The following is a 17997-nucleotide window of genomic DNA, read 5'->3' as shown; positions in this document are numbered from 1 at the left end:
GCCCGCCGAAGCCCGGCGGGTGGGTGAATTCGCTCGTCCACGTTGAACTATCCGGCGGAGCGAGCCGTAGAACTAGACATGAACCCCGACGCAACCGAGGAAGTCCGGACATCGGCGAGCCGCGCCGACCACCCGGAGCCCGTCCGCCGCTGGGCGCTCCTCTGACGAGAGCCCAGCGTCGGCGGCGTACGGAGAAGCGACGATCGCTCCGCTCAACGTGAGAGCTGATCGGGGACGACTTTGAGGGCCGTTTCGCCCGCGACCTCGATCTTCGGGAGCGTCTTTCGCAGGTCCGCGTAGACGCCGCGAGCGTCGGCGCGGTCGTCCAGTGCCATCCGCTGTGCGATGTAGCCGGCGACGATCGGGGTCGCGAACGAGGTGCCGCTCCACTGTGCCCGGTGCGTGGTCGTGAAGTCCCCGACCGAGACGAGCGGACTCCGCGTGTGCGAGTCGCGCGTGGCCACTCCGTCGTGCGGCGGGGTCTGGCAGGGGCAGGGGTAGTTGTCCGAGGGCGGAAGGAACTGGCACTCGTCGAACGTCCTGTGCTGGTAATGGAGTTTGCGAGGAGCCGCCGAGAAGTCGGCGACGAGCCGTTCTCCGGGAGCGAACGCCTTGACCCAGGGGCCGAAGTCGCTGAAACAGGTCCGTCCGTCGGCGGGATTCTCGCGTAGGGCGCCGACGGAGACGACGGCCTCGGAGAAATCGTTCTGCTCCGCGAGGGCCGCCGGGTAGAAGCGGATGGAGTTTCCATTGTTGCCCGCCGCCGCCACGAGCAGCGTCGCCTTGTCCTTCAGCGTTTGCATGAAATTGTTCAGCGCGAGCAGGCCGTTTCTGTGACGGCCGGAGCCACTCTCCGGGTCGTAGTAGAGGTTGGTCCCGGCGGAGAGGCTGATGATGTCCGGCCACGCGTCGGGATCGTCCGGCGCGAACCTCTGCCGGAACGCCTCCACTGCGGTGAAGAGGCTGTCGCCGAAGTCGTCCTCGAACGTCGCACCGGGTCGCGGGATCGCGTTGCTGACGTAGATGTCCGCGGTCGGGGCCATGGCCCCCAGCAGGCTCGCGATGAAGGTTCCGTGGCCGACGTACTCGCGGATATACCCGTCCTTGTCGGTCTCGTCGAGCCTGAAGTCTCCCCAGACGTCGCGCAGACCGGACAGATCCCCGAACCCCGCCACCAGGCCCGTGTCGACGACCAGGACGCGTGGCCGGCGCTGCGTCGGCCCCGCGACCGCCGCTCCGTGGATGCTCGGCGGCGCCGTGGCCGGCCACGGCTCGTCGGCCGGGCAGACCGTTCCGTTCGTGATCCCGATGAGGTGGACTGGTGAAGCGGGGATCGTCCGTCCGCGGAAGGTGCTCCCGAGGCGGTGGAGAGCCTCCCCGACGTGGGCGTCCACCTCCATGACGCCGGTGCCCATCAACTCCTCGTCCGTGGGTTCGCCGACGCGTACGCGGGCCAGACCCGAGCGCTCGATGTCGTCGCTCCGCCGGGCGTGGAGATCCCGCAGGGGGCTGTCGTCGGCGTTGCAGAGCAGGTCCGCGTCCTGCGGACTCACCATGATCATGCCGCGCCGGAACACGCAGGGCGGATCGGCTGGACCGGTGCCCGACGAACCCGCGGCGATCGGAGCGTTCATATCCGACTGGATGGTCTCGAGCTGCTCGACGAACCTTCGCGATGGCATTAAGCGATCTCCTCGTCGTTAGTGGCTTCATGAGGCAGAGTCCCAGAGCCTCTTCCTGATACATCTCCGGATGGACGAGCCGCGATTCACCGAACTAGCATCGACCGCGTGGCCGGAGGCGGTTCTGGGAATTCGCTCGACCTGCTTCCCATGGTCTTCGCCCGGCCGAAAGAGGCGGTCTCGGCGGCACGAGCCCTTCTGTCCGACTCCCCGAGTGCCTTCGACGCCTCGGTCGCCCATCAGGCGATCGGCATCTACGAGCGGGACTTCGGGGACGTCACGGCGTCGATCGTCAGCCTGCGGCGTGCCCGCGACCTCGCGCGCCGCTCCGGTTCGGCCGATCGTGTGGTCGACGTCCTCGGGACTCTCGGCGCCGCGCTGGTGTTCGCGGGCCGTACCCGCCAGGGGCTCGCGACGCTGGGAGCCGCGCTCTCGTCCGCCGAGGGCCCGACGGCGGCCCAGATGCGCCACCGCCGGGCCGCGGCCTACTGGACGCTGGGACGTTACGCCGAGGCCATGGCGGACCTCCGGCTCGCGGTACCCGTCTTCCGCGCCGCACGCGACACGATCTGGCTGGTCCGCGCGCTGAGCATCCGCGGAACCGTCCGGCTCGCGATGGGGGAGGCCGCGGCGGCGGACCTGGACTTCGCCGAGGCGGAGCGGCTGTGCGCGGAGACCGGGCAGCGGGTCGACATGGCCATGGCCGTGGAGAACCGCGGCCTGGCCGCCTACCGCAGCGGCGACGTTCCGGCCGCGCTCGGGCACTTCGACGAGGCGGCCCGGCGCTACGCCGAGCTCGGCACCCCGATGTACGTCCTGCACGTCGAACGCTCGGGCCTGCTCCTGATGGCCGGCCTCGCCCAGGACGCGCTCGGCGAGGCCGACCAGGCCATCCGGGCGATCGAACGGGCGCGGGGGCAGCCGATCCGGCGGGCCGAGCTCCTGCTGTCCGCCGCGCGCGCCGCGCTCGCGGCCGGTGACCCCGAGACCTCCGCCGTACGGGCCGCCGAGGCGGCCGAGATCTTCACCCGCCAGCGGCGCGACTGGTGGCGCGCACAGGCCAGGCTCGCCCACTGCCAGGCCCGCTTCGCCTCGGGAGAACGTACGGTCAGGCTGCTCCGGGAGGCCGGGACGCTCGCGGAGCGGCTCGCGTTGAACACCACCGAGGCGGTGCCCGCCGGACTGCTCGCGGGCCGGGTGGCACTGGCGCTGGCCAGGCCCGCCGACGCCGACCGCGCGCTCGCCACCGCCATGCGGGGACGGCTCACCGGCCCGCCGCTGGCGCGGGCGGAGGGCTGGCTGGCGTACGCCCTGCGCGCGGACGCGCTCGGCCACGGCGCCCAGGCCCTCCTCGGCTGCCGCCGCGGCCTGGAACTGCTCGACCAGTACCGGCTCACGCTCGGCGCCACCGAGCTGCGGGCACGCGCCACCGCGCGCGGCGGCGAGCTGGCGGCGCTCGCCCAGCGGATCAACCTCCGCGCCGGCAACACCAGGCGTCTCCTCGAGTGGAGCGAGCGCTGGCGGGCCACCACGCTCGCCGTTCCTCCGGCCCGGCCGCCCGGCAACCCCGAACTCCTGCGCGACCTCACGGCCTTCCGGGAGATCCACCGGCGGTGGGAGACCACGCGGAACACCGATCTGACCCGGGAGCTGCGCCGGCTGGAAGGCGAGATCCGCGCCCGCTCGTACCGGACCAGGAGCGAGGGCGGGACCACGGGCCGCTTCGGCGCGCGGGATCTCCTCGCCGCGCTGGGCGACCGTACGCTGATCGAGATCATCGAGGTCGAGGGGCGGTTGCACGCCCTGCTGTGCGCGCGGGGCCGGGTCCGGAGGTTTCCCGCCGGGCGGGCCCGCGACGCGCTGACCGAGCTGGAACACCTGCGGTCCGCGCTGCACCACCTCTCGTACCGCGCCTCACGGGAACGCCTCACGCTCGCGGAGACGGGCGGTCACCGCCTGCAGGACCTGCTCCTGGGCGCGGCCGCGCGGCACCTCGGCGCGGGCCCGGTGGTCGTCGTGCCGCCCGCCGGCCTGCACGGTGTCCCGTGGGCCGTACTCCCCGCTCTCCGCCACCGCGTCCACACCGCGGCGCCTTCGGCGGACGCGTGGCTGCGGACGCTGCGCGCGGGCCCGGTCCCGCCGAGCGTCGTGCTGGTCCAGGGCCCGGGGCTGGCCGGGGGACGCGACGAGGTGTCCGCGCTCGCCGCGGTCCACGACGGGCCGGCCGTCCTCCGCCAGGGCCGGGCGACCGCCGACGCGGTGCTGGCCGCGATGGACGGCTGCGGGCTGGCGCATCTGGCCGCACACGGGACGTTCCGGTCCGACAACCCGATGTTCTCCGCACTGCACATGGACGACGGCCCGCTCAGCGCCCACGACCTCGAACGGCTCCGCCGCGCGCCGCGCCGGATCGTCCTGCCGAGCTGCGACTCGGCGCGGCTGGAGCCGGTCGGCGCCGACGAACTGCTCGGCCTGGCCGCCGCGCTGCTCCCGCTCGGCACCGTCGGGATCGTCGCTGCCGTGGTGCCGGTCAACGACCGGGCCGCCGTACCTCTCATGCTCGCGCTGCACCGGGCGCTGAAGGACGGCGGGTCCATGGCAGGGGCGTTGTACGACGCGCGTCGGCGCATGCCGGACGATCCGTCGCACCAGGCGTGCGCGCTGTCCTTCGTGGCGATCGGCGCGGCCTGAGCCCCTGCCTGGCACCTGCCGGGCGCAAGCACGGTTCTCCGTCGGACCCGCGCCGCGGTGCTGCCGCTTCCCGTACCGCAGCGCAGGACGCCGCCGAGGAGGCCGGCTTCGTGATCGTGTGCGGTGGCCCGGACTCCTTGTCCCCGCTGTTCATCGCGGTGACGACGACCGGGACGAGAACGACGAGGCGCACGATGGCGCCGAATACGAGCACGCGACCGGACAGACGCCGTTTCGGGATTACGCGCTCGGGCGGTTCCTGCGACGTGGAGTCCGCGAGCGGTTCCGGCCAGTACTGCCCAGCACTGCGATCGTTCACGTCGTCCGTTCCGTCCGTCAGGTGCGTGTCTGGCGGAAAAGTGACGCGCCACACCTCTCACGCGTTCACCCCCCCGTACGGCCGAATCGACGCTCGTGAGAGGGGCGATGGTTCCTGGAGGAACCTTCTCCTGTGTCGACGACGTCTTACCTGGCATGTTCGCGATACTGACCGGGCTCGGCCTGTCCGCATCGGCCGGTCTGAACGCCTATATACCGATCCTGGTGGTCGGCCTGCTGGCCCGCTTCAGCGACGTGATCGTGCTGCCGCACCAGTTCGCGTGGATGAGTCACGGATGGGCGATCGCGGTCGTGGCGGTTCTGCTCGCCGCGGAGGTCGTTCTCGACAAGGTCGCCGTCGTCGACCATGCCAACGACGCGATACAGACGTTCGTACGGCCTGCGGCCGGCGGTGCCGTCTTCGCCGCCTCGGACGCGGCCGCGCGGATCGACCACTCCGGGTGGATGACCGGTCATCCCTGGGTGGGCTGGGTGCTCGGCGTCGCCGTCGCGTTCTGCGTGCACGTCACCAAGGCCGGCGCGCGTCCCGTCATCAACGTGAGCACGGTCGGCGTCGGAACGCCCTTCGTGAGCGCGGCGGAGGACACGATGTCACTCGTGATGAGCCTCGTCGCGCTCCTGGTCCCGGCCCTCGTCGTCGTGTTCCTGATCGTGCTCGTGCTGATCGGATTGCGGATGATACGAATGGTCCGCAAGCGGCGTGAGCGCGTCAGTCCTGACGGGTGACGGCCTTCGTCTCCTGCACTTCGCAGCCGGCCTGCGTACGGCGTCCTGATGCCGGGGCCGCGCGCCACCAGCGGTGTGAGGCCAGCGCGGCCAGACCGGCGCCGGCGGTGTTGAGCAGTACGTCGTCCACAGAGGACACCCGGTCCAGCCGAAGGACGTACTGCGCGGTCTCGACCAGGACCGAACAGCCCGCCCCGAGTGCCAGGATCCGCGTCACCGATGCCAGCGCGGAGGACCGCACCGGGGCGAGGAACCCCAGCGCCGCGAACACCAGCAGGTTGCCGACGACCTGGCCCGTGTCCATCGTGAGCAGGTCCCGCAGCGGTACCGGGCTTACGACGGCGCCGGCCTCGTCGCCCGGCAGCAGGATCATCCAGACCCATGGCACCGTCCCGTAGACGATGCCGACCTCGGCCAGCGACCTCCGCCACGCCCATGCCGGCGTGGTGCCGGTGACACTCCGGCGGCGTGCCAGCGCCCACACCGCCAACGCGGCCAACGGCAGCGCGGCCACCGTGATGAGCGCCACGCCGTTGAACGTACCGACCCAGACGTACCACCCCGGCGCGCGCACCGGCATGGACAAGATCCTCAGTACCGCGCCGACCGGGCCGAAAGCGGCGATCGCCACACCCAGGATCACCAGGCCGGCGATCACGATCCTGCGCGTACGGCGGGCTGAGGCTGACGGTGATGCGCTGTGGTCCATGCCGTCATGGAAGCGGAACGACCGTCACGGTGGCGTATTCGATTCTCGATACGCCCGCGATATACGCCGCCGAACCGGCGAGGGGTGTCATCGATCGCCGGCGATCGGGATCTCGACCAGCAGCGACGTGCCACCTCCCGCCGGGCTCGCGATCTCCAGCCTGCCGCCGAGTGCCTCGACGCGGTCGCGGATGCCGATGAGCCCGCGTCCGCGGTCCGGATCGGCTCCTCCCCTGCCGTCGTCGCGGATCGAGAGCCTGGCGGTGGTCTCGTCGGCGGCGAGGTCGACGTGCACCACGGACGCGTCGGCGTGCTGGGCCGCGTTCGTCAGTGCCTCGGCCACGATGCGATAGACGGTCACCTCGAGATGCTCCGCCAGTTCGCCGGTACGCAGGTCGAGCTCGACGGGGACGGTCGAACAGCGCGCGAGCGCCCGGAGCGCGGGCTCGATGCCCGCCCTGGACAGGAGTGCCGGAAGAAGGCCGCGGGCGATTCCCCGCAGGTCCTCGAGGGCCTCGTCCAGAGTCTGAGTCGTGTGGGACAGCAGCCCCCTGAACTCCGCCAGCTCGGCCGGCAGTGTGCTTTCCACCGCACGCAGGTGGAGCATGAGCGAGACCAGGCGCTGCTGGGTCCCGTCGTGCAGGTCGCGTTCGATGAAACGGCGGGTCGCGTCGGCGGCGGCGACGACCCGGGCCCGTGAGGCCTGGAGCTTGCCGCGGTCCTCGGCGTTCGCGATGGCGGCGACCAGAAGGTCGGTGAAGTCGAGCAGACGCTTCTCGGTGTCCTGGGGCAGCGGCGTGGACGTCGACGCGGCGATCACCGCGCCCCATACGCGCCCGCCGACGGTGACGGGACAGCCGATGGCGGAGGTGATGCCCATTTCGCGCAGCGTCGTGAGGAGCCTGCCGGTGCCCACGGTGGCCTGGATACCGTCGACGCGACTCGGTGCCTTCGTCCGTGCGACCGCTTCCGCGGGACTTCCTTTCTCCAGCGGCCAGCGTGAGCCGAGGGGCGTCATGGCGGTCTTCCAGGTGCCTACCATGATCGCGGTGACGTCATCGGGCTCATAGCGGATCACCGCCGCGTGCGGTGCGGGCAGGATCTGTCCCACCTCACGTGCGACCGCGCCGAAGATCTCGCTCGGCGGCGCGCCGTGCGCGACGAGTGTCGCCAGGCGGCGCAGCGCCGCTTGCTCGTCCGCGACCCGCTGGCGCTCCCGCGCCGCCTGCAGCAGCACCTCCATGGAGGGCACCACGCGATCCCGCAGGCGTCGCTGGGTCGGCCGCGGCAGGTCCGGGGGAACGAGCAACGCGCCGATCCGGACCCCATCGCCGTGCAGCGGAAACGCCACCCGGTGCTCGTCATCGGGGAGCGGGCCGAGCTTGATCGCGGCGGACGTCAGCTCGAGCGCCTCCGCGAGATGCCGCGCGGCCGCCGGCTGCGCGGTCGACAGGTCCGGCGCGTGCAGGAGGATGCGGGCCAGTTCGGCGGAGAGGTCGGCCTCCTCACGCGCGTCGGCCTCGGCGGCCAGTGACCTGGCCAGCTTGGAGATCGAACCGGCCAGTAGCGTGACGGCGATGAAGATCGCGAACACCGTCCAGTCCTCGGCCTTGTCGAGCGTCAGGCTGCCGATCGGCGGGATGAGGAAGTAGTCGAAGGCCAGGGTGCTGATCATCGCGGTCGCCATGCCGAGCCAGAGGCCCCATACGGACGCGACGATCACGATGCCCAGGAGATAGAGGATCCCCAGGGAGCGTTCGGGCGTGATCTGCTTGAGGAGATCAGCGAGGAGCGTCTCCGCCGCCACGCACACGACGGCCGCCAGGACTCCCAGTGCGAGAGGTGGACGCCTCCAGCGCTGCACCAACGGCAGCAGACCTGCGGGCATAGCTGAGTGTACCTGACCTGCCGAAATCAACTGATCACGCAAAGTGTGTGATCTTGGGACGTTGCAAAGCGTCAGACCACGGCGCAGCATCATGAGGCGAGCCGTCGGCGTCCGTTCGAGCGATTGATCGTGGCGAGGGGCAGGAGCACTGATGCGGCGCAGGAGACTCCGGGTACTCATCGCGGCGGTGCTGGCGACGACGATGCTGCTGCCGGCGCCCGTGACCGCCCAGGCGCCATCCGCGGCAGGCCGGACGCACGGGTTCGACCCGGCCGCGTTCGCGAACCCGCCGAAGGACAGCCGGCCGACCGTGCTCTGGTTCTGGAACGGCACGGTCACGGACGATCTCATCGACCGGCAGCTGGCCGACCTGCGTCAGCGCGGCGTGCAGAACGCGGTGATCTTCCCGTTCCAGACGTCCGCGCTGAAGCCGGCGTTCCTCAGCGCGGGCTGGTTCGACGTCGTCGGGCACGCGCTGGCCGAGGCGAAGGCCACCGGAATGCGGGTCTGGCTGTTCAACGACGACTACTTCCCGTCCGGCCGGGCCGCGGGCCTCGTCGCGTCCGGCGGCACCGTCGGCGGGCGGACCTACGAACCGCATCCGGAGCTGACCGCGCAGACCCTGTCGCGCCATCAGCGCACCGTCACCGGACCGGCCACGGTCCCCCTCGCGGACTCCGGGCTCGACGTCGCGGACGGACGCCTCGTCGTGGACGCGGCCTCGCTGCAGGGCGTCCGCGTCCTGAGGCAGGGTGGCGACTGGGGCGACTACACGATCACCGCGCACCGCCGCGGCCAGGACGGCGCCGCGGGCATCGTCGTGCGCGCGAAGGACGAGGACGACGGCTACCTGGTCGACACCGACCAGGACGGCTCGGTCATCGTGTACCGCCAGGTGGCCGGCGCGTTCGAGCGGATCGCGGCCTCGCCGGCGATTCCCGGCTTCGACGCGAGCGCCGAGCACGAGATCGGCGTCGACGTACGGGCCGACACGATCACCACCGAAATCGACGGTACGCGGCGGTCGAGCGTCACCGATGCCACGTACGCGACGGGCACGGTCGGCGTACGGGCCGTGGCCACCCAGCGATCGAGCTATGACGACCTGCGGGTGTCCGCGCCGGACGGCACGACGCTTTACCGGCAGACCTTCGACGACGCGGCCGCGCTGGAGGACTTCCGGCCGCATCCGGGCGCCGCGCCGGTCGGCGCGTCCGCCCGGCCCGCCGGATCGGCCGACGGCGGCGGGCTGGTCGACCTGACCGCGACGGCGACGGCGGGCGGGAGCTGGCAGGTGCCGGCCGGAACCTGGACCATCGACACGTTCACCGCGGCACCTGCCGGCGGTACGTACCTCGACCTGATGAGCGACGAGGCCGTCGCACGCTTCATGGACGCCGTTCCCGGTGAGTACTACCGGCGCTTCCCGGACGCGTTCGGCACGGTGATCCGCGGGTTCTGGGACGACGAGCCGACGCTCACCGGTACGCCCTGGTCACCGTCGCTGCCCAAGGCGCTGAAGACGCTGGGCACCTCACCCGGCCTGGCGCTGACCGGTGTCTTCGACGACCTGGGCCGTACGGGCCGGACCCTGCGCGGCGAATACTGGCGCGCCGTCTCGGACCGTTTCGCCGAGGCGTACTACCACCAGCAGGCGACGTGGATGGACCGGCACCACGTCGGCTACATCTCCAACCCGCTGCACGACGAGTTCGGGCCCGCGGGCCAGCTCGAGGTGAGCGGGAACATCCTCAAGGACAATCAATGGGCGCAGGCCCCGGGGACCGACGTCGTGTTCGACCAGTACGCCCAGGGCGGCCGGACGATGCTGCCGCGCTGGCCGGCGAGCGTCGCGCACCAGAACGGGCAGCGGCAGGTGCTGCTGGAGAACTTCGGCGCGATGGGCTGGTGGATCACTCCGGACTTCATGCGCTCGCTGATCGGCGCCTTCGCCGTACGCGGGATCAGCCTCGACGTCTACCACGCCATGTGGACCGACCCGGCGAACGTCGTCTACCCGCCGCCGTTCCAGAGCGAGAACCCCTGGTGGCACGATGCCGCGCAGCTGACGGCCTGGACCGGGCGGGTCATGCAGATCGCGCGGGGGCGGGCACGGGCGCGGACGGCGCTGATCGATCCGTCCGGCGCGGCGGCCGCCTGGCAGCACACCCCGCAGGCCGCCGGCATCGACACCGCGTTCACCGCCGCGAACGACGCGCTGGAGGACTCCCAGGTCGACTTCGACCTGCTGGACGAGGGCGCGCTGTCCGGTGACCCGGCGGTACGCGCGCCGGCCCGGGTACGGGGTGGCGCGTTGCAGGTCGGGGAGCAGCGCTACCGGTTCGCGGTGCTGCCGCAGACGCCGACCCTCGCGCTGGCGGCCGTCCGTACGCTCACCGGGTTCGTACGCTCCGGCGGGACGCTCGTCGCCGTCGGATCCCTGCCTTCCGAGGAGACCGACGGGCACGACGCCGAGCTGCGGTCCGCGCTGGGCGTGCTGTTCGGGGCGCAACCGTCCCGGCACGAGTACGGTGCCGGCCGGGCGGTCCGGATCGCCGGCACCGGCGGCCTGGGCGGTGCGACCAGGGACGTGGCGGCGGCCACCCTGACACCGAGCGAGCCGCACGTACGCGTCCTGCGCCTCTACAGCGACGGCGACGTCGCCTTCATGATCAACAACGAGGGCGGCGACACCGTACGTACGAGCGCGCGTCTCCCGGTCGCCGGCACGCCGCAGATCTGGGACCCGCGGACCGGCGGCACGGCGGTCGCGCCGCAGTTCGAGGCCGACGGCCACGCCACGACGGTGCCGCTGCGGCTCGACCCGTACGAGACGTCGATCGTGATGTTCCGCCGGGGCACGCCCGCGGCCGCGCACCTCGTCGACGGCGGGGACCGGGACGGGCTCGAGCCGGGCACGGTGCAGGCGCACGGGAACACGGTCACGGCGGACGTCACCGCGACCGTGCCGGGCGACCACCCGCTCGTCGCCACGGCGGGAGGCCGCTACTTCGCCCGGACCGTACGCGTGGCCGACCCGCTCACGCCGATCGCCCTCGGCGGTGACTGGAGGAGAACGCTCGGCCCGGCGACCACGACCGGCCCGCTCGGTTCGTGGACGGCGACCGACCCGGCGTACTCGGGCAGTGCCACCTACGGGCGCGGCGTCGACGTGACCCCGGCGCGGCTCGCGGGGCACCGCTGGACCCTCGACCTGGGCGGCGTCCGCGACGTGGCGGAGGTGAGTGTCAACGGCCACGCGTTCGGCCCGCTGCTGTGGCCGCCGTACCGGCTCGACGTGACCGCCGCCCTGCACGCCGGCCGCAACGACGTCGCGGTCACCGTCACGAACACGCTCGCCAACGCCCACGGCGACAGTCGCCCGTCCGGACTGCTCGGCCCGGTCACGCTGCGCCCGAGCGTACGGTCGGCCGTCGCGCTGCGCTCGGCGGGACCGCAGGGCGTGGTCGCGTTGACGGTGCCGCGTACGGTCGGCGTGGCGCCGGGGCAGACCGTCACGGCCGCGGTGACCGTACGGCGGTTCGGCGGCGGTTCCGGGCCGGTCACCGTCACGGCGGCGGTGGACGGCGGGCTGAGCGTGTCGCCGGCCACCACGGCGGTGACGGTCGGGCGGAACGGCTCGGTCGGCGTGCCGTTGCGCGTCACCGCCCCGGACGGCGCCCGGATCCCGTCCACGGTCACCCTCACGGCCGGCGCAGGCGACCTCCGCGAAGCGATCCCGGTCACCGTCGCCCCGGCGACCCGGTTCGGTACGGTCACCGCGTCGTCGACCCATCCGGGCTATCCGGCCGAGTCGGTGATCGACGGGGATGCGGGCTCGGACCGGTGGGCGGCCGGGAACGGCTGGAACGACGACACGATCGACGCCTTCCCCGACACGTTGCAGGTGGCGCTCGCGGCGCCCGCCCGGATCGGGCGGGTGGACGTCGACACGCTGGACTCGGCGCAGTACCCGGCCGCCCGGTACGGGCTGCGCGACGCGGACGTCCAGGCGCTCGTCGACGGGCGGTGGCGCACCGCGGGGCGGATCCGCGGCAACGAGGCCGGGCACATGAGCGTGTCGTTCGACGCCGTGACGGCGACGGCGGTACGCCTGTCCGTCACGGCGTCGAACAGCGGCGACTACTCACGAGTGGTCGAACTGACCGCCTACCCGGGCTGACCGGCGGCGCCGGCCCGCCGCGCGGCGAACTTCTCGACGGCGGCCGGGGTGACGGGAGTGAAGAAGTTGACGAGGTTGCCGTCGGGGTCGCGGAACAGCAGCGCGCGGTTTCCCCAGGGCATGGTGGTGGGCTCGTTGACGAAGTCCTCCACGAAACCGGTCAGCCTCTCGTGCACGCCGTCGACGTCGTCGACGAGGAACTCGATGATGACGCTGCGGTTCTGGGCCGGATCGGCGCTGCCGGGCGCGAACAGCGGCACGGTGCGGGTGCTGCCGATCGCGAGGGTGGCCGAGGCGGTGTGGAGTTCGGCGAAGTCATCGCCTGAGCGGTTAGCCCGGGTTCCGGTGGCGCGTTCGTAGAAGTCCACGAGGCGGGCGACGTCGGCCGTGATGATGCGGATCGAGACGAGGTTCATGGTGCTCTCCTGGCCGGGGTCGGTGCTTGTGACCTCACGCTAGGACGAATACCGGGCAGAATCCGCCCGGTATTCGCGAGAGACTTTCCACCATGTCCCGACCTGTCGCTCGCGTCCTCATCCTGCTGGAGCTCCTGCAGTCGGGCGGCATCCGCACGGTGGCCGAACTCGCCGACCGGCTCGGCGTCGACGAGCGCACGGTGCGGCGGTACGTCGACCACCTCATGGACCTCGACGTACCCGTCGAGTCGGTGCGGGGCCGCTATGGCGGTTACCGGCTCGCCGCCGGTTACCGTATGCCGCCGCTCATGCTGAGCGACGACGAGGCGCTCGCCGTGCTGCTCGGCCTGGTCGCGGGAGAGCGAGCCGGCCTGATGACGGCCACCGGAACGGCGAGCGAGACGGCGGCGGCCAAGATCCGGCGGGTACTGCCCGAGCGGCTCCGCCACAGACTCGACGCCGTACTCGACTCCCTCGCCTTCACCGCTCCGGCCGGCCGACCGGCCGTCCCGGACACCGCGGTGCTGCTCTCGATCGCCGACGCGGTGCGCCATCACCGGCCGATCTCGATCCGTTACACCGCCGCCGACGGCCGTCGCAGCGAACGCACGCTGCACCCGTACGGGCTCGTCGCCCACTCGGGCAGGTGGTACGTGACGGGCGCGGATCCCGCGGCCGGTGAGGACCGGACGTTCCGGCTGGATCGCATCACCGGTACGAGGGCTCTGCCCGGATCGTTCGAGCCGCCCGCCGGACTCGATCCGGCGGAGCGCGTCCTGACCGGGCTCGCCACCGCCCCGTACCGGCACGAGGTGACTCTGCGGGTTCAGGGGACGGCCGAGCAGATCCGCACCCGGCTTCCGGCGAGCGTCGCGGTCGTAAAGGAGCCGCCGGACGCCGATGCCGGCACCGGGCAGTGGTCCCGCGTCGAGATCCGCGCCGAACGGCTCGACTGGCTGCCGGGCGTGCTCGCCTCACTCGACCTGCCGTTCGTCATCGAGCGGCCGGACGAACTCCGCGACCTCGTCGTGGAACTCGCCGGCCGGCTCATGTCCTCGGCCCGGCGAAGCCCGCCTCGCGCCTGACGGGCGGAGAACAACGCCACCGCGCCCAGCGCGAGGATCGCCTAGCCCGAGTCGTCGGCATGTCAGCGGCGCAGTGCGCGGCGGGCGAGCCGGTTTCCGAGGAACTGCCCCGCCTGCACGATGACGATGATCGTGGCGACGGTGATGTAGACGATCGGCCAGTTGTAGCGCTGTGATCCGTAGGTGATGGCGAAGTCGCCCAGGCCGCCGCCGCCGAAGAGACCGGCTTGCGCGGACATGTCGACGACCGCGACGAAGATGAACGTGTAGCCGAGGATGATCGGGCCGAGCGCCTCCGGGATGAGCACGGTGACGATGATGCTCACGGGCCGGGCGCCGGCCGCGCGTGCGGCCTCGATCACGCCGGGGCCGACCGTCAGCAGGTTCTGCTCCACGATGCGGCTGACCGCGAACGCCGCCGACAACGACAGCGCGAAGGCGACCGCGTCGGTGCCGATCGTGGTGCCGATCGTGTGCAGCATCAGCGGCTGGATCGCGGTCAGGAAGATGACGAACGGGATGGGCCGTACGACGTTGACGAGGATGTTGGCGGCGACGTACACGGGCCGGTTTGCCATGAGGTTGCCCGGCCGGGTCGCGTACAGGACCAGCCCGATGGCCAGGCCGAGCAGGCCGCCGGCCACCACGGAGATGATCACGATGTAGGCGGTCTGCCCGATCGCATGCCGGAAGACGGGCAGGTTGGTGACGAACTCGTGCATCTCAGTCCTCCTCCGCCGGCTCGACGCCGTCGGCCCGCAGCGCTTCCAGCGAGGCGTCGACGGCGCCGGGCGGCCCGGTCAGCTCGAAGGTGAGGCTCCCGACCGGCCGGTCCTGCAACTCGCTGATGCCGCCGAAGACGATCTCCGCCGCGACCTCGTGGCGCAGGAACGTGGCGGCCAGCGCGGTCTGGAAGCCCGTACGGTCGCGCACGCGGAAGGTGACGAGGCGGCCGGAATGCGCACGCCGGAGCCGCGCCAGCGTCGCCGCCGACGGGCGGTCGCGCAACGTCGTGCCGACGAAACGCGCGGCGGCCTCGGTACGCGGGTGGGCGAAGACCTCGTACAGGCTCCCGGACTCGACGAGCTGGCCGCCGTCGAGTACCGCCACCCGGTCCGCGACGCTGCGGATGACGTCGAGCTCGTGGGTGATGATGACGATCGTGACGCCCAGCTCGCGGTTGATCCGCCGGAGCAGGGCGAGCACCTCGCCCGTCGTCTCCGGATCGAGCGCGCTCGTGGCCTCGTCGGCGAGCAGCAGCGAGGGCTCCGTCGCCAGGGCACGGGCGATCCCCACCCGTTGCTTCTGCCCGCCGGACAGTTGCTCGGGGTGATCGTGGGCGCGGTCGAGCAGCCCCACGAAGTCCAGCAGCCGCGCCACCCTGCGGTCACGGTCGGCCTTCCCGACCCCGGCGACCTTGAGTGGGTACGCGACGTTGCCCGCGACCGTACGGGACTGGAACAGGTTGAACTGCTGGAAGATCATGCCGATGTCGCGTCGTACGCCGCGCCGGCCGCGTTCGGACAGGGCCGTGATCTCGTGCGGCCCGACGTGGACCCGTCCCTCCGAGGGCGTCTCCAGGCCGTTGATCAGCCGTACGAGGGTGCTCTTGCCGGCGCCGGAGTGCCCGATCACGCCGAAGATCTCGCCGCGGGCGATCTCGAGGCTGACGTCGCGGATCGCGGTCAGCGTGCCACGCCGGCCGTTCCCCGGGAAGCGCTTGGTCACGTGCTGGAACCGCACGTACGGCTCGGCGGCCGAGCCGGTGTCGCTGGTGGTGACGGACATGATCGCACCGGTGGCCCGGGACCGTACGGTCCCGGGCCACCGTCCCCTTTCTACTTCTTCGCCGCCTGGGCCTGCGCCTCGACGGTCCTCAGCTCCGACTGCAGCGTCGCCGCCGGTACATCGCGGAACACCGCGGTGCCTCCGTTGGCCGTCTGGACGCCCTTCTCCACCGAGGGGTCGTGGTAGAGCGCGGCCAGCTTCAGGTACGTCGGGTTGTCCTTGTCCGCGGCGCGGGAGACGAAGAGGTTCACGTACGGGGCGGCGATCGGGCTCGCCGGGTCGTCCTGGAAGATCGCGTTCGTCTTGGGCAGCTTCGCGCTCGTCGCGAAGTTGTTGTTGACGATCGCCGCTGCCGCCGAACCGGTCAGCACGGCACGGGCGGTCTGGGACGCGTCGAGGGTCACCACGTCGACCTTGTGCGACGTGATGTCGGAGACGCTGGAGAACGCCGTGCCGCCGTCCTTCAGCGTCACCAGCTTTGCGGCCTGCAGCACCAGCAGCCCGCGCGCCTCGTTGATCGCGTCGTTCGGGATCGCGACCTTGGCCCCGTCCGGCAGCGCGTCCGGCGTGTGGTACTTCAGCGAGTAGAGCGGCAGCGGGTAGACCGCCGTCGCGCCGATGGGCTGCAGGTCGTCGTGCGCGGTGACGTTGTAGTTCGCCAGGTACTGGATGTGCTGGAACTGGTTCAGGTCGAGCTGCTTCTCCTTGAGCGCGGGGTTCGGCTGGCTGTAGTCGTTGAAGTTGACGTAGGTGACGGTGATGTTCAGCCGCTTCTTCACCAGCGCGGAGTAGGTCTTCCAGTACGGTTCGGACGCGTCGGCGACGCCGATGCGTACCGTCTTGGAATCATCGGATCCACCGCTGACGCCGACGACGACCGCCACGACGACGATGACGGCGGCGACCACGGCCGAGACGATCCAGGTGATGCGTCGCCTGCCTCCGGATCTGCGTTCCGGCAGCCGAGGCTCCGGCGACCGGGCCTCCGGGGACTGGGGTCCGGGCGACTGGGGCTCGTCCGCCGGCTCGCTGGGCGTGGACGAATCAGACACAACAACCTCCGGGATTACATCGATGAGAGCACCGGCGGGCCGCCGTCGCGTACGGGGCGGCCGTCGGGAAAAGAGGGGGCGTCGCGTGCGTCGAGCACGCGAGGGACGAACGTCATCAGAAGCGATGCCGTGGTCTCATCGACAACAGAGGCTGCTCGCGACCTGCGCGTAGTCGACCACGCGCCGGCTGGTCAGCAGCACCTCACGCAGGACCGGCCCATCGGCCGCCGAAGCCCTGACGTCGCCGGCCGCGAACGACGGCTCGAAGAGCGTGGTCGCGCGGCTCCAAGGGGGTGGCTGACCAGAAAGCATGGTTTTCATACTATTTAAGTAGGTAATGCTCTCGCAAGTGCGCTCCTGCGTGTCGGGCGGCAACCCGGCTCTCGCGGCCCGTGGCCGGTCGGTCAGGAGTACCTCCGGCCGTTTCCGCTGGAGCCCGCGGGCTGTTCGGATTCTGGTTCGCGGGCGGCACTGGAAGAGATCGGGCGCGGGGTACGTTGATCGGAGGCATGCAGGTGGAGACGCGCTCGTGAAGATTCGTATCGCGGTCGGGCTCGGGCAGGCCGACCTCGATGCCGACCGGTTCGCCGCGCTCGTGGCCGACCTCGCCGCCCTGCGCTTCGACTCCCTCTGGATCTCAGAGGTCCTGACCGGCCCTGGCCCGGACCCGCTGCTGGCGCTGGCGACCGCGGCGCAGTTGCATCCGAAGCTCAAGCTCGGCACCACGATGCTTCTTCCCGGCCGCAACGAGATCAGGCTGGCGAAGTCGCTGGCGACGCTGGACGTGCTCTCGCGCGGGCGGCTGCTGGTCACCTTCGTGCCCGGCCTGGCGCACGGGGCCGAACGCGACGCGATCGGCGTGCCGGTGAAGGAACGGGGAGCCGCCATCGAGGCGACGATCCCGCGGTTGCGCCGATGGTGGGCCGGCGAGGAGGTCGACGGGATCACGCTCGCACCCCGCCCGGTGCAGGACCCGCTGGAGCTCTGGCTCGGGGGACTGGCCGAGTCCTCGCTCGTGCGATGCGGCCGGATCGGGGACGGCTGGCTCGGCGCCTCCTGCACTCCCGAAGAGGCGCGTACGGCCAAGTCGGCGATCGAGGCCGCCGCTCGGCAGGCCGGCCGGCGCGTCGATCCCGAGCACTTCGGCATGAGCATCGCCTACACGCACCGGCCGCTCGATGACAGACGGCTCGCCTCGCTCACGGCGCGCCTGCGCGGCCGCGACGTCGACCCGCGAACCCTCGTACCGGTCGGCTACGCGTCCCTGCGGGAGATGCTGCGATCGTTCATCGACGTCGGGATGTCGAAGTTCGTCGTCCGTCCGATGTCGGTCGACGGCTCCTGGCACGAGGAGCTGGCCGGCCTCGCCGACGCCGTCGCCGACCTGCAGACCTGAGCGAAGACCGCCGACGCTGATTTTTCTCGAATTGACGGCAGGA

13 protein-coding genes are annotated in these 17997 nt (G+C 71.5%); 5 read left to right on the top strand and 8 right to left on the bottom strand.

Going from position 1 to position 17997, the window contains the following annotated elements; genetic code table 11:
• Positions 1-212 precede the first annotated feature (212 nt).
• Entirely contained in the window at positions 213-1682 is a 1470-nt protein-coding gene (locus QWU11_RS40815) for a S8/S53 family peptidase (RefSeq protein ID WP_290119933.1), read from the bottom strand.
• Between the two features lie 108 nt (positions 1683-1790).
• Here QWU11_RS40815 and QWU11_RS40810 point away from each other — a divergent pair, with 108 nt between their 5' ends.
• Positions 1791-4373, top strand: a complete 2583-nt coding sequence (locus QWU11_RS40810) for a CHAT domain-containing protein (protein WP_290119932.1) — start codon at positions 1791-1793, stop codon at positions 4371-4373.
• Between the two features lie 474 nt (positions 4374-4847).
• Positions 4848-5438, top strand: coding sequence for a DUF4126 domain-containing protein (locus tag QWU11_RS40805; RefSeq protein ID WP_290119931.1), 591 nt, complete (start codon positions 4848-4850; stop codon positions 5436-5438).
• Here the strand turns inward: QWU11_RS40805 and QWU11_RS40800 are convergent.
• Both QWU11_RS40800 and QWU11_RS40795 read right to left on the bottom strand, forming a co-directional pair.
• Positions 5422-6096 (bottom strand): VanZ family protein, encoded by a 675-nt coding sequence (locus QWU11_RS40800; protein WP_290119930.1) that lies wholly within the window; start codon positions 6094-6096, stop codon positions 5422-5424. The genes QWU11_RS40805 and QWU11_RS40800 overlap by 17 nt on opposite strands.
• A 138-nt stretch (positions 6097-6234) precedes the next feature.
• Positions 6235-8034, bottom strand: a complete 1800-nt coding sequence (locus tag QWU11_RS40795; RefSeq protein ID WP_290119929.1) for a DUF4118 domain-containing protein — start codon at positions 8032-8034, stop codon at positions 6235-6237.
• Between the two features lie 151 nt (positions 8035-8185).
• On the opposite strand from QWU11_RS40795, the gene QWU11_RS40790 reads away from it, so the two are divergent.
• Positions 8186-12217: a glycosyl hydrolase gene (locus QWU11_RS40790; protein WP_290119928.1), complete on the top strand. Its 4032-nt coding sequence runs from the start codon at positions 8186-8188 to the stop codon at positions 12215-12217.
• Here the strand turns inward: QWU11_RS40790 and QWU11_RS40785 are convergent.
• Positions 12205-12633: a VOC family protein gene (locus tag QWU11_RS40785; RefSeq protein ID WP_290119927.1), complete on the bottom strand. Its 429-nt coding sequence runs from the start codon at positions 12631-12633 to the stop codon at positions 12205-12207. The two genes, QWU11_RS40790 and QWU11_RS40785, sit on opposite strands and share 13 nt — an antisense overlap.
• A gap of 92 nt (positions 12634-12725) precedes the next feature.
• Here QWU11_RS40785 and QWU11_RS40780 point away from each other — a divergent pair, with 92 nt between their 5' ends.
• Positions 12726-13718 carry a YafY family protein gene (locus QWU11_RS40780; protein WP_290119926.1) on the top strand — a complete coding sequence of 331 codons (993 nt, stop codon included), beginning with the start codon at positions 12726-12728 and terminating at the stop codon, positions 13716-13718.
• Positions 13719-13780: 62 nt separating this feature from the next.
• Here QWU11_RS40780 and QWU11_RS40775 read toward each other — a convergent pair whose 3' ends face one another.
• The 4 genes from QWU11_RS40775 to QWU11_RS40760 form a co-directional block, all read right to left on the bottom strand.
• The gene (locus QWU11_RS40775) at positions 13781-14440 is read right to left on the bottom strand and encodes an ABC transporter permease subunit (RefSeq protein WP_290119925.1); all 660 of its coding nucleotides are present in this window, start codon (positions 14438-14440) and stop codon (positions 13781-13783) included.
• 1 nt (position 14441) lies between these two features.
• Positions 14442-15506, bottom strand: a complete 1065-nt coding sequence (locus tag QWU11_RS40770) for a methionine ABC transporter ATP-binding protein (protein WP_290119924.1) — start codon at positions 15504-15506, stop codon at positions 14442-14444.
• Between the two features lie 50 nt (positions 15507-15556).
• Entirely contained in the window at positions 15557-16558 is a 1002-nt protein-coding gene (locus QWU11_RS40765; RefSeq protein WP_290119923.1) for a MetQ/NlpA family ABC transporter substrate-binding protein, read from the bottom strand.
• Between the two features lie 135 nt (positions 16559-16693).
• Positions 16694-16870: a hypothetical protein gene (locus QWU11_RS40760; protein ID WP_290119922.1), complete on the bottom strand. Its 177-nt coding sequence runs from the start codon at positions 16868-16870 to the stop codon at positions 16694-16696.
• A gap of 217 nt (positions 16871-17087) precedes the next feature.
• Between QWU11_RS40760 and QWU11_RS40755 the strand changes: the two genes are divergently transcribed.
• Positions 17088-17954 carry an LLM class flavin-dependent oxidoreductase gene (locus QWU11_RS40755; protein WP_290119921.1) on the top strand — a complete coding sequence of 289 codons (867 nt, stop codon included), beginning with the start codon at positions 17088-17090 and terminating at the stop codon, positions 17952-17954.
• The last annotated feature ends 43 nt before the right edge of the window (positions 17955-17997 follow it).

The organism is Actinomadura sp. DC4 (assembly GCF_030406325.1).
Classification (GTDB): domain Bacteria; phylum Actinomycetota; class Actinomycetes; order Streptosporangiales; family Streptosporangiaceae; genus Actinoallomurus.
This window is presented reverse-complemented; position numbering and strand designations above follow the sequence as displayed.

What these genes read in the sequence shown, in the direction of transcription:
- QWU11_RS40815 (WP_290119933.1), bottom strand. Translation starts at nt 1,682, where the DNA reads ATGCCATCGCGAAGGTTCGTCGAGCAGCTCGAGACCATCCAGTCGGAT.
- QWU11_RS40805 (WP_290119931.1), top strand. Translation starts at nt 4,848, where the DNA reads ATGTTCGCGATACTGACCGGGCTCGGCCTGTCCGCATCGGCCGGTCTG.
- QWU11_RS40795 (WP_290119929.1), bottom strand. Translation starts at nt 8,034, where the DNA reads ATGCCCGCAGGTCTGCTGCCGTTGGTGCAGCGCTGGAGGCGTCCACCT.
- QWU11_RS40790 (WP_290119928.1), top strand. Translation starts at nt 8,186, where the DNA reads ATGCGGCGCAGGAGACTCCGGGTACTCATCGCGGCGGTGCTGGCGACG.
- QWU11_RS40785 (WP_290119927.1), bottom strand. Translation starts at nt 12,633, where the DNA reads ATGAACCTCGTCTCGATCCGCATCATCACGGCCGACGTCGCCCGCCTC.
- QWU11_RS40780 (WP_290119926.1), top strand. Translation starts at nt 12,726, where the DNA reads ATGTCCCGACCTGTCGCTCGCGTCCTCATCCTGCTGGAGCTCCTGCAG.
- QWU11_RS40775 (WP_290119925.1), bottom strand. Translation starts at nt 14,440, where the DNA reads ATGCACGAGTTCGTCACCAACCTGCCCGTCTTCCGGCATGCGATCGGG.
- QWU11_RS40770 (WP_290119924.1), bottom strand. Translation starts at nt 15,506, where the DNA reads ATGTCCGTCACCACCAGCGACACCGGCTCGGCCGCCGAGCCGTACGTG.
- QWU11_RS40760 (WP_290119922.1), bottom strand. Translation starts at nt 16,870, where the DNA reads ATGCTTTCTGGTCAGCCACCCCCTTGGAGCCGCGCGACCACGCTCTTC.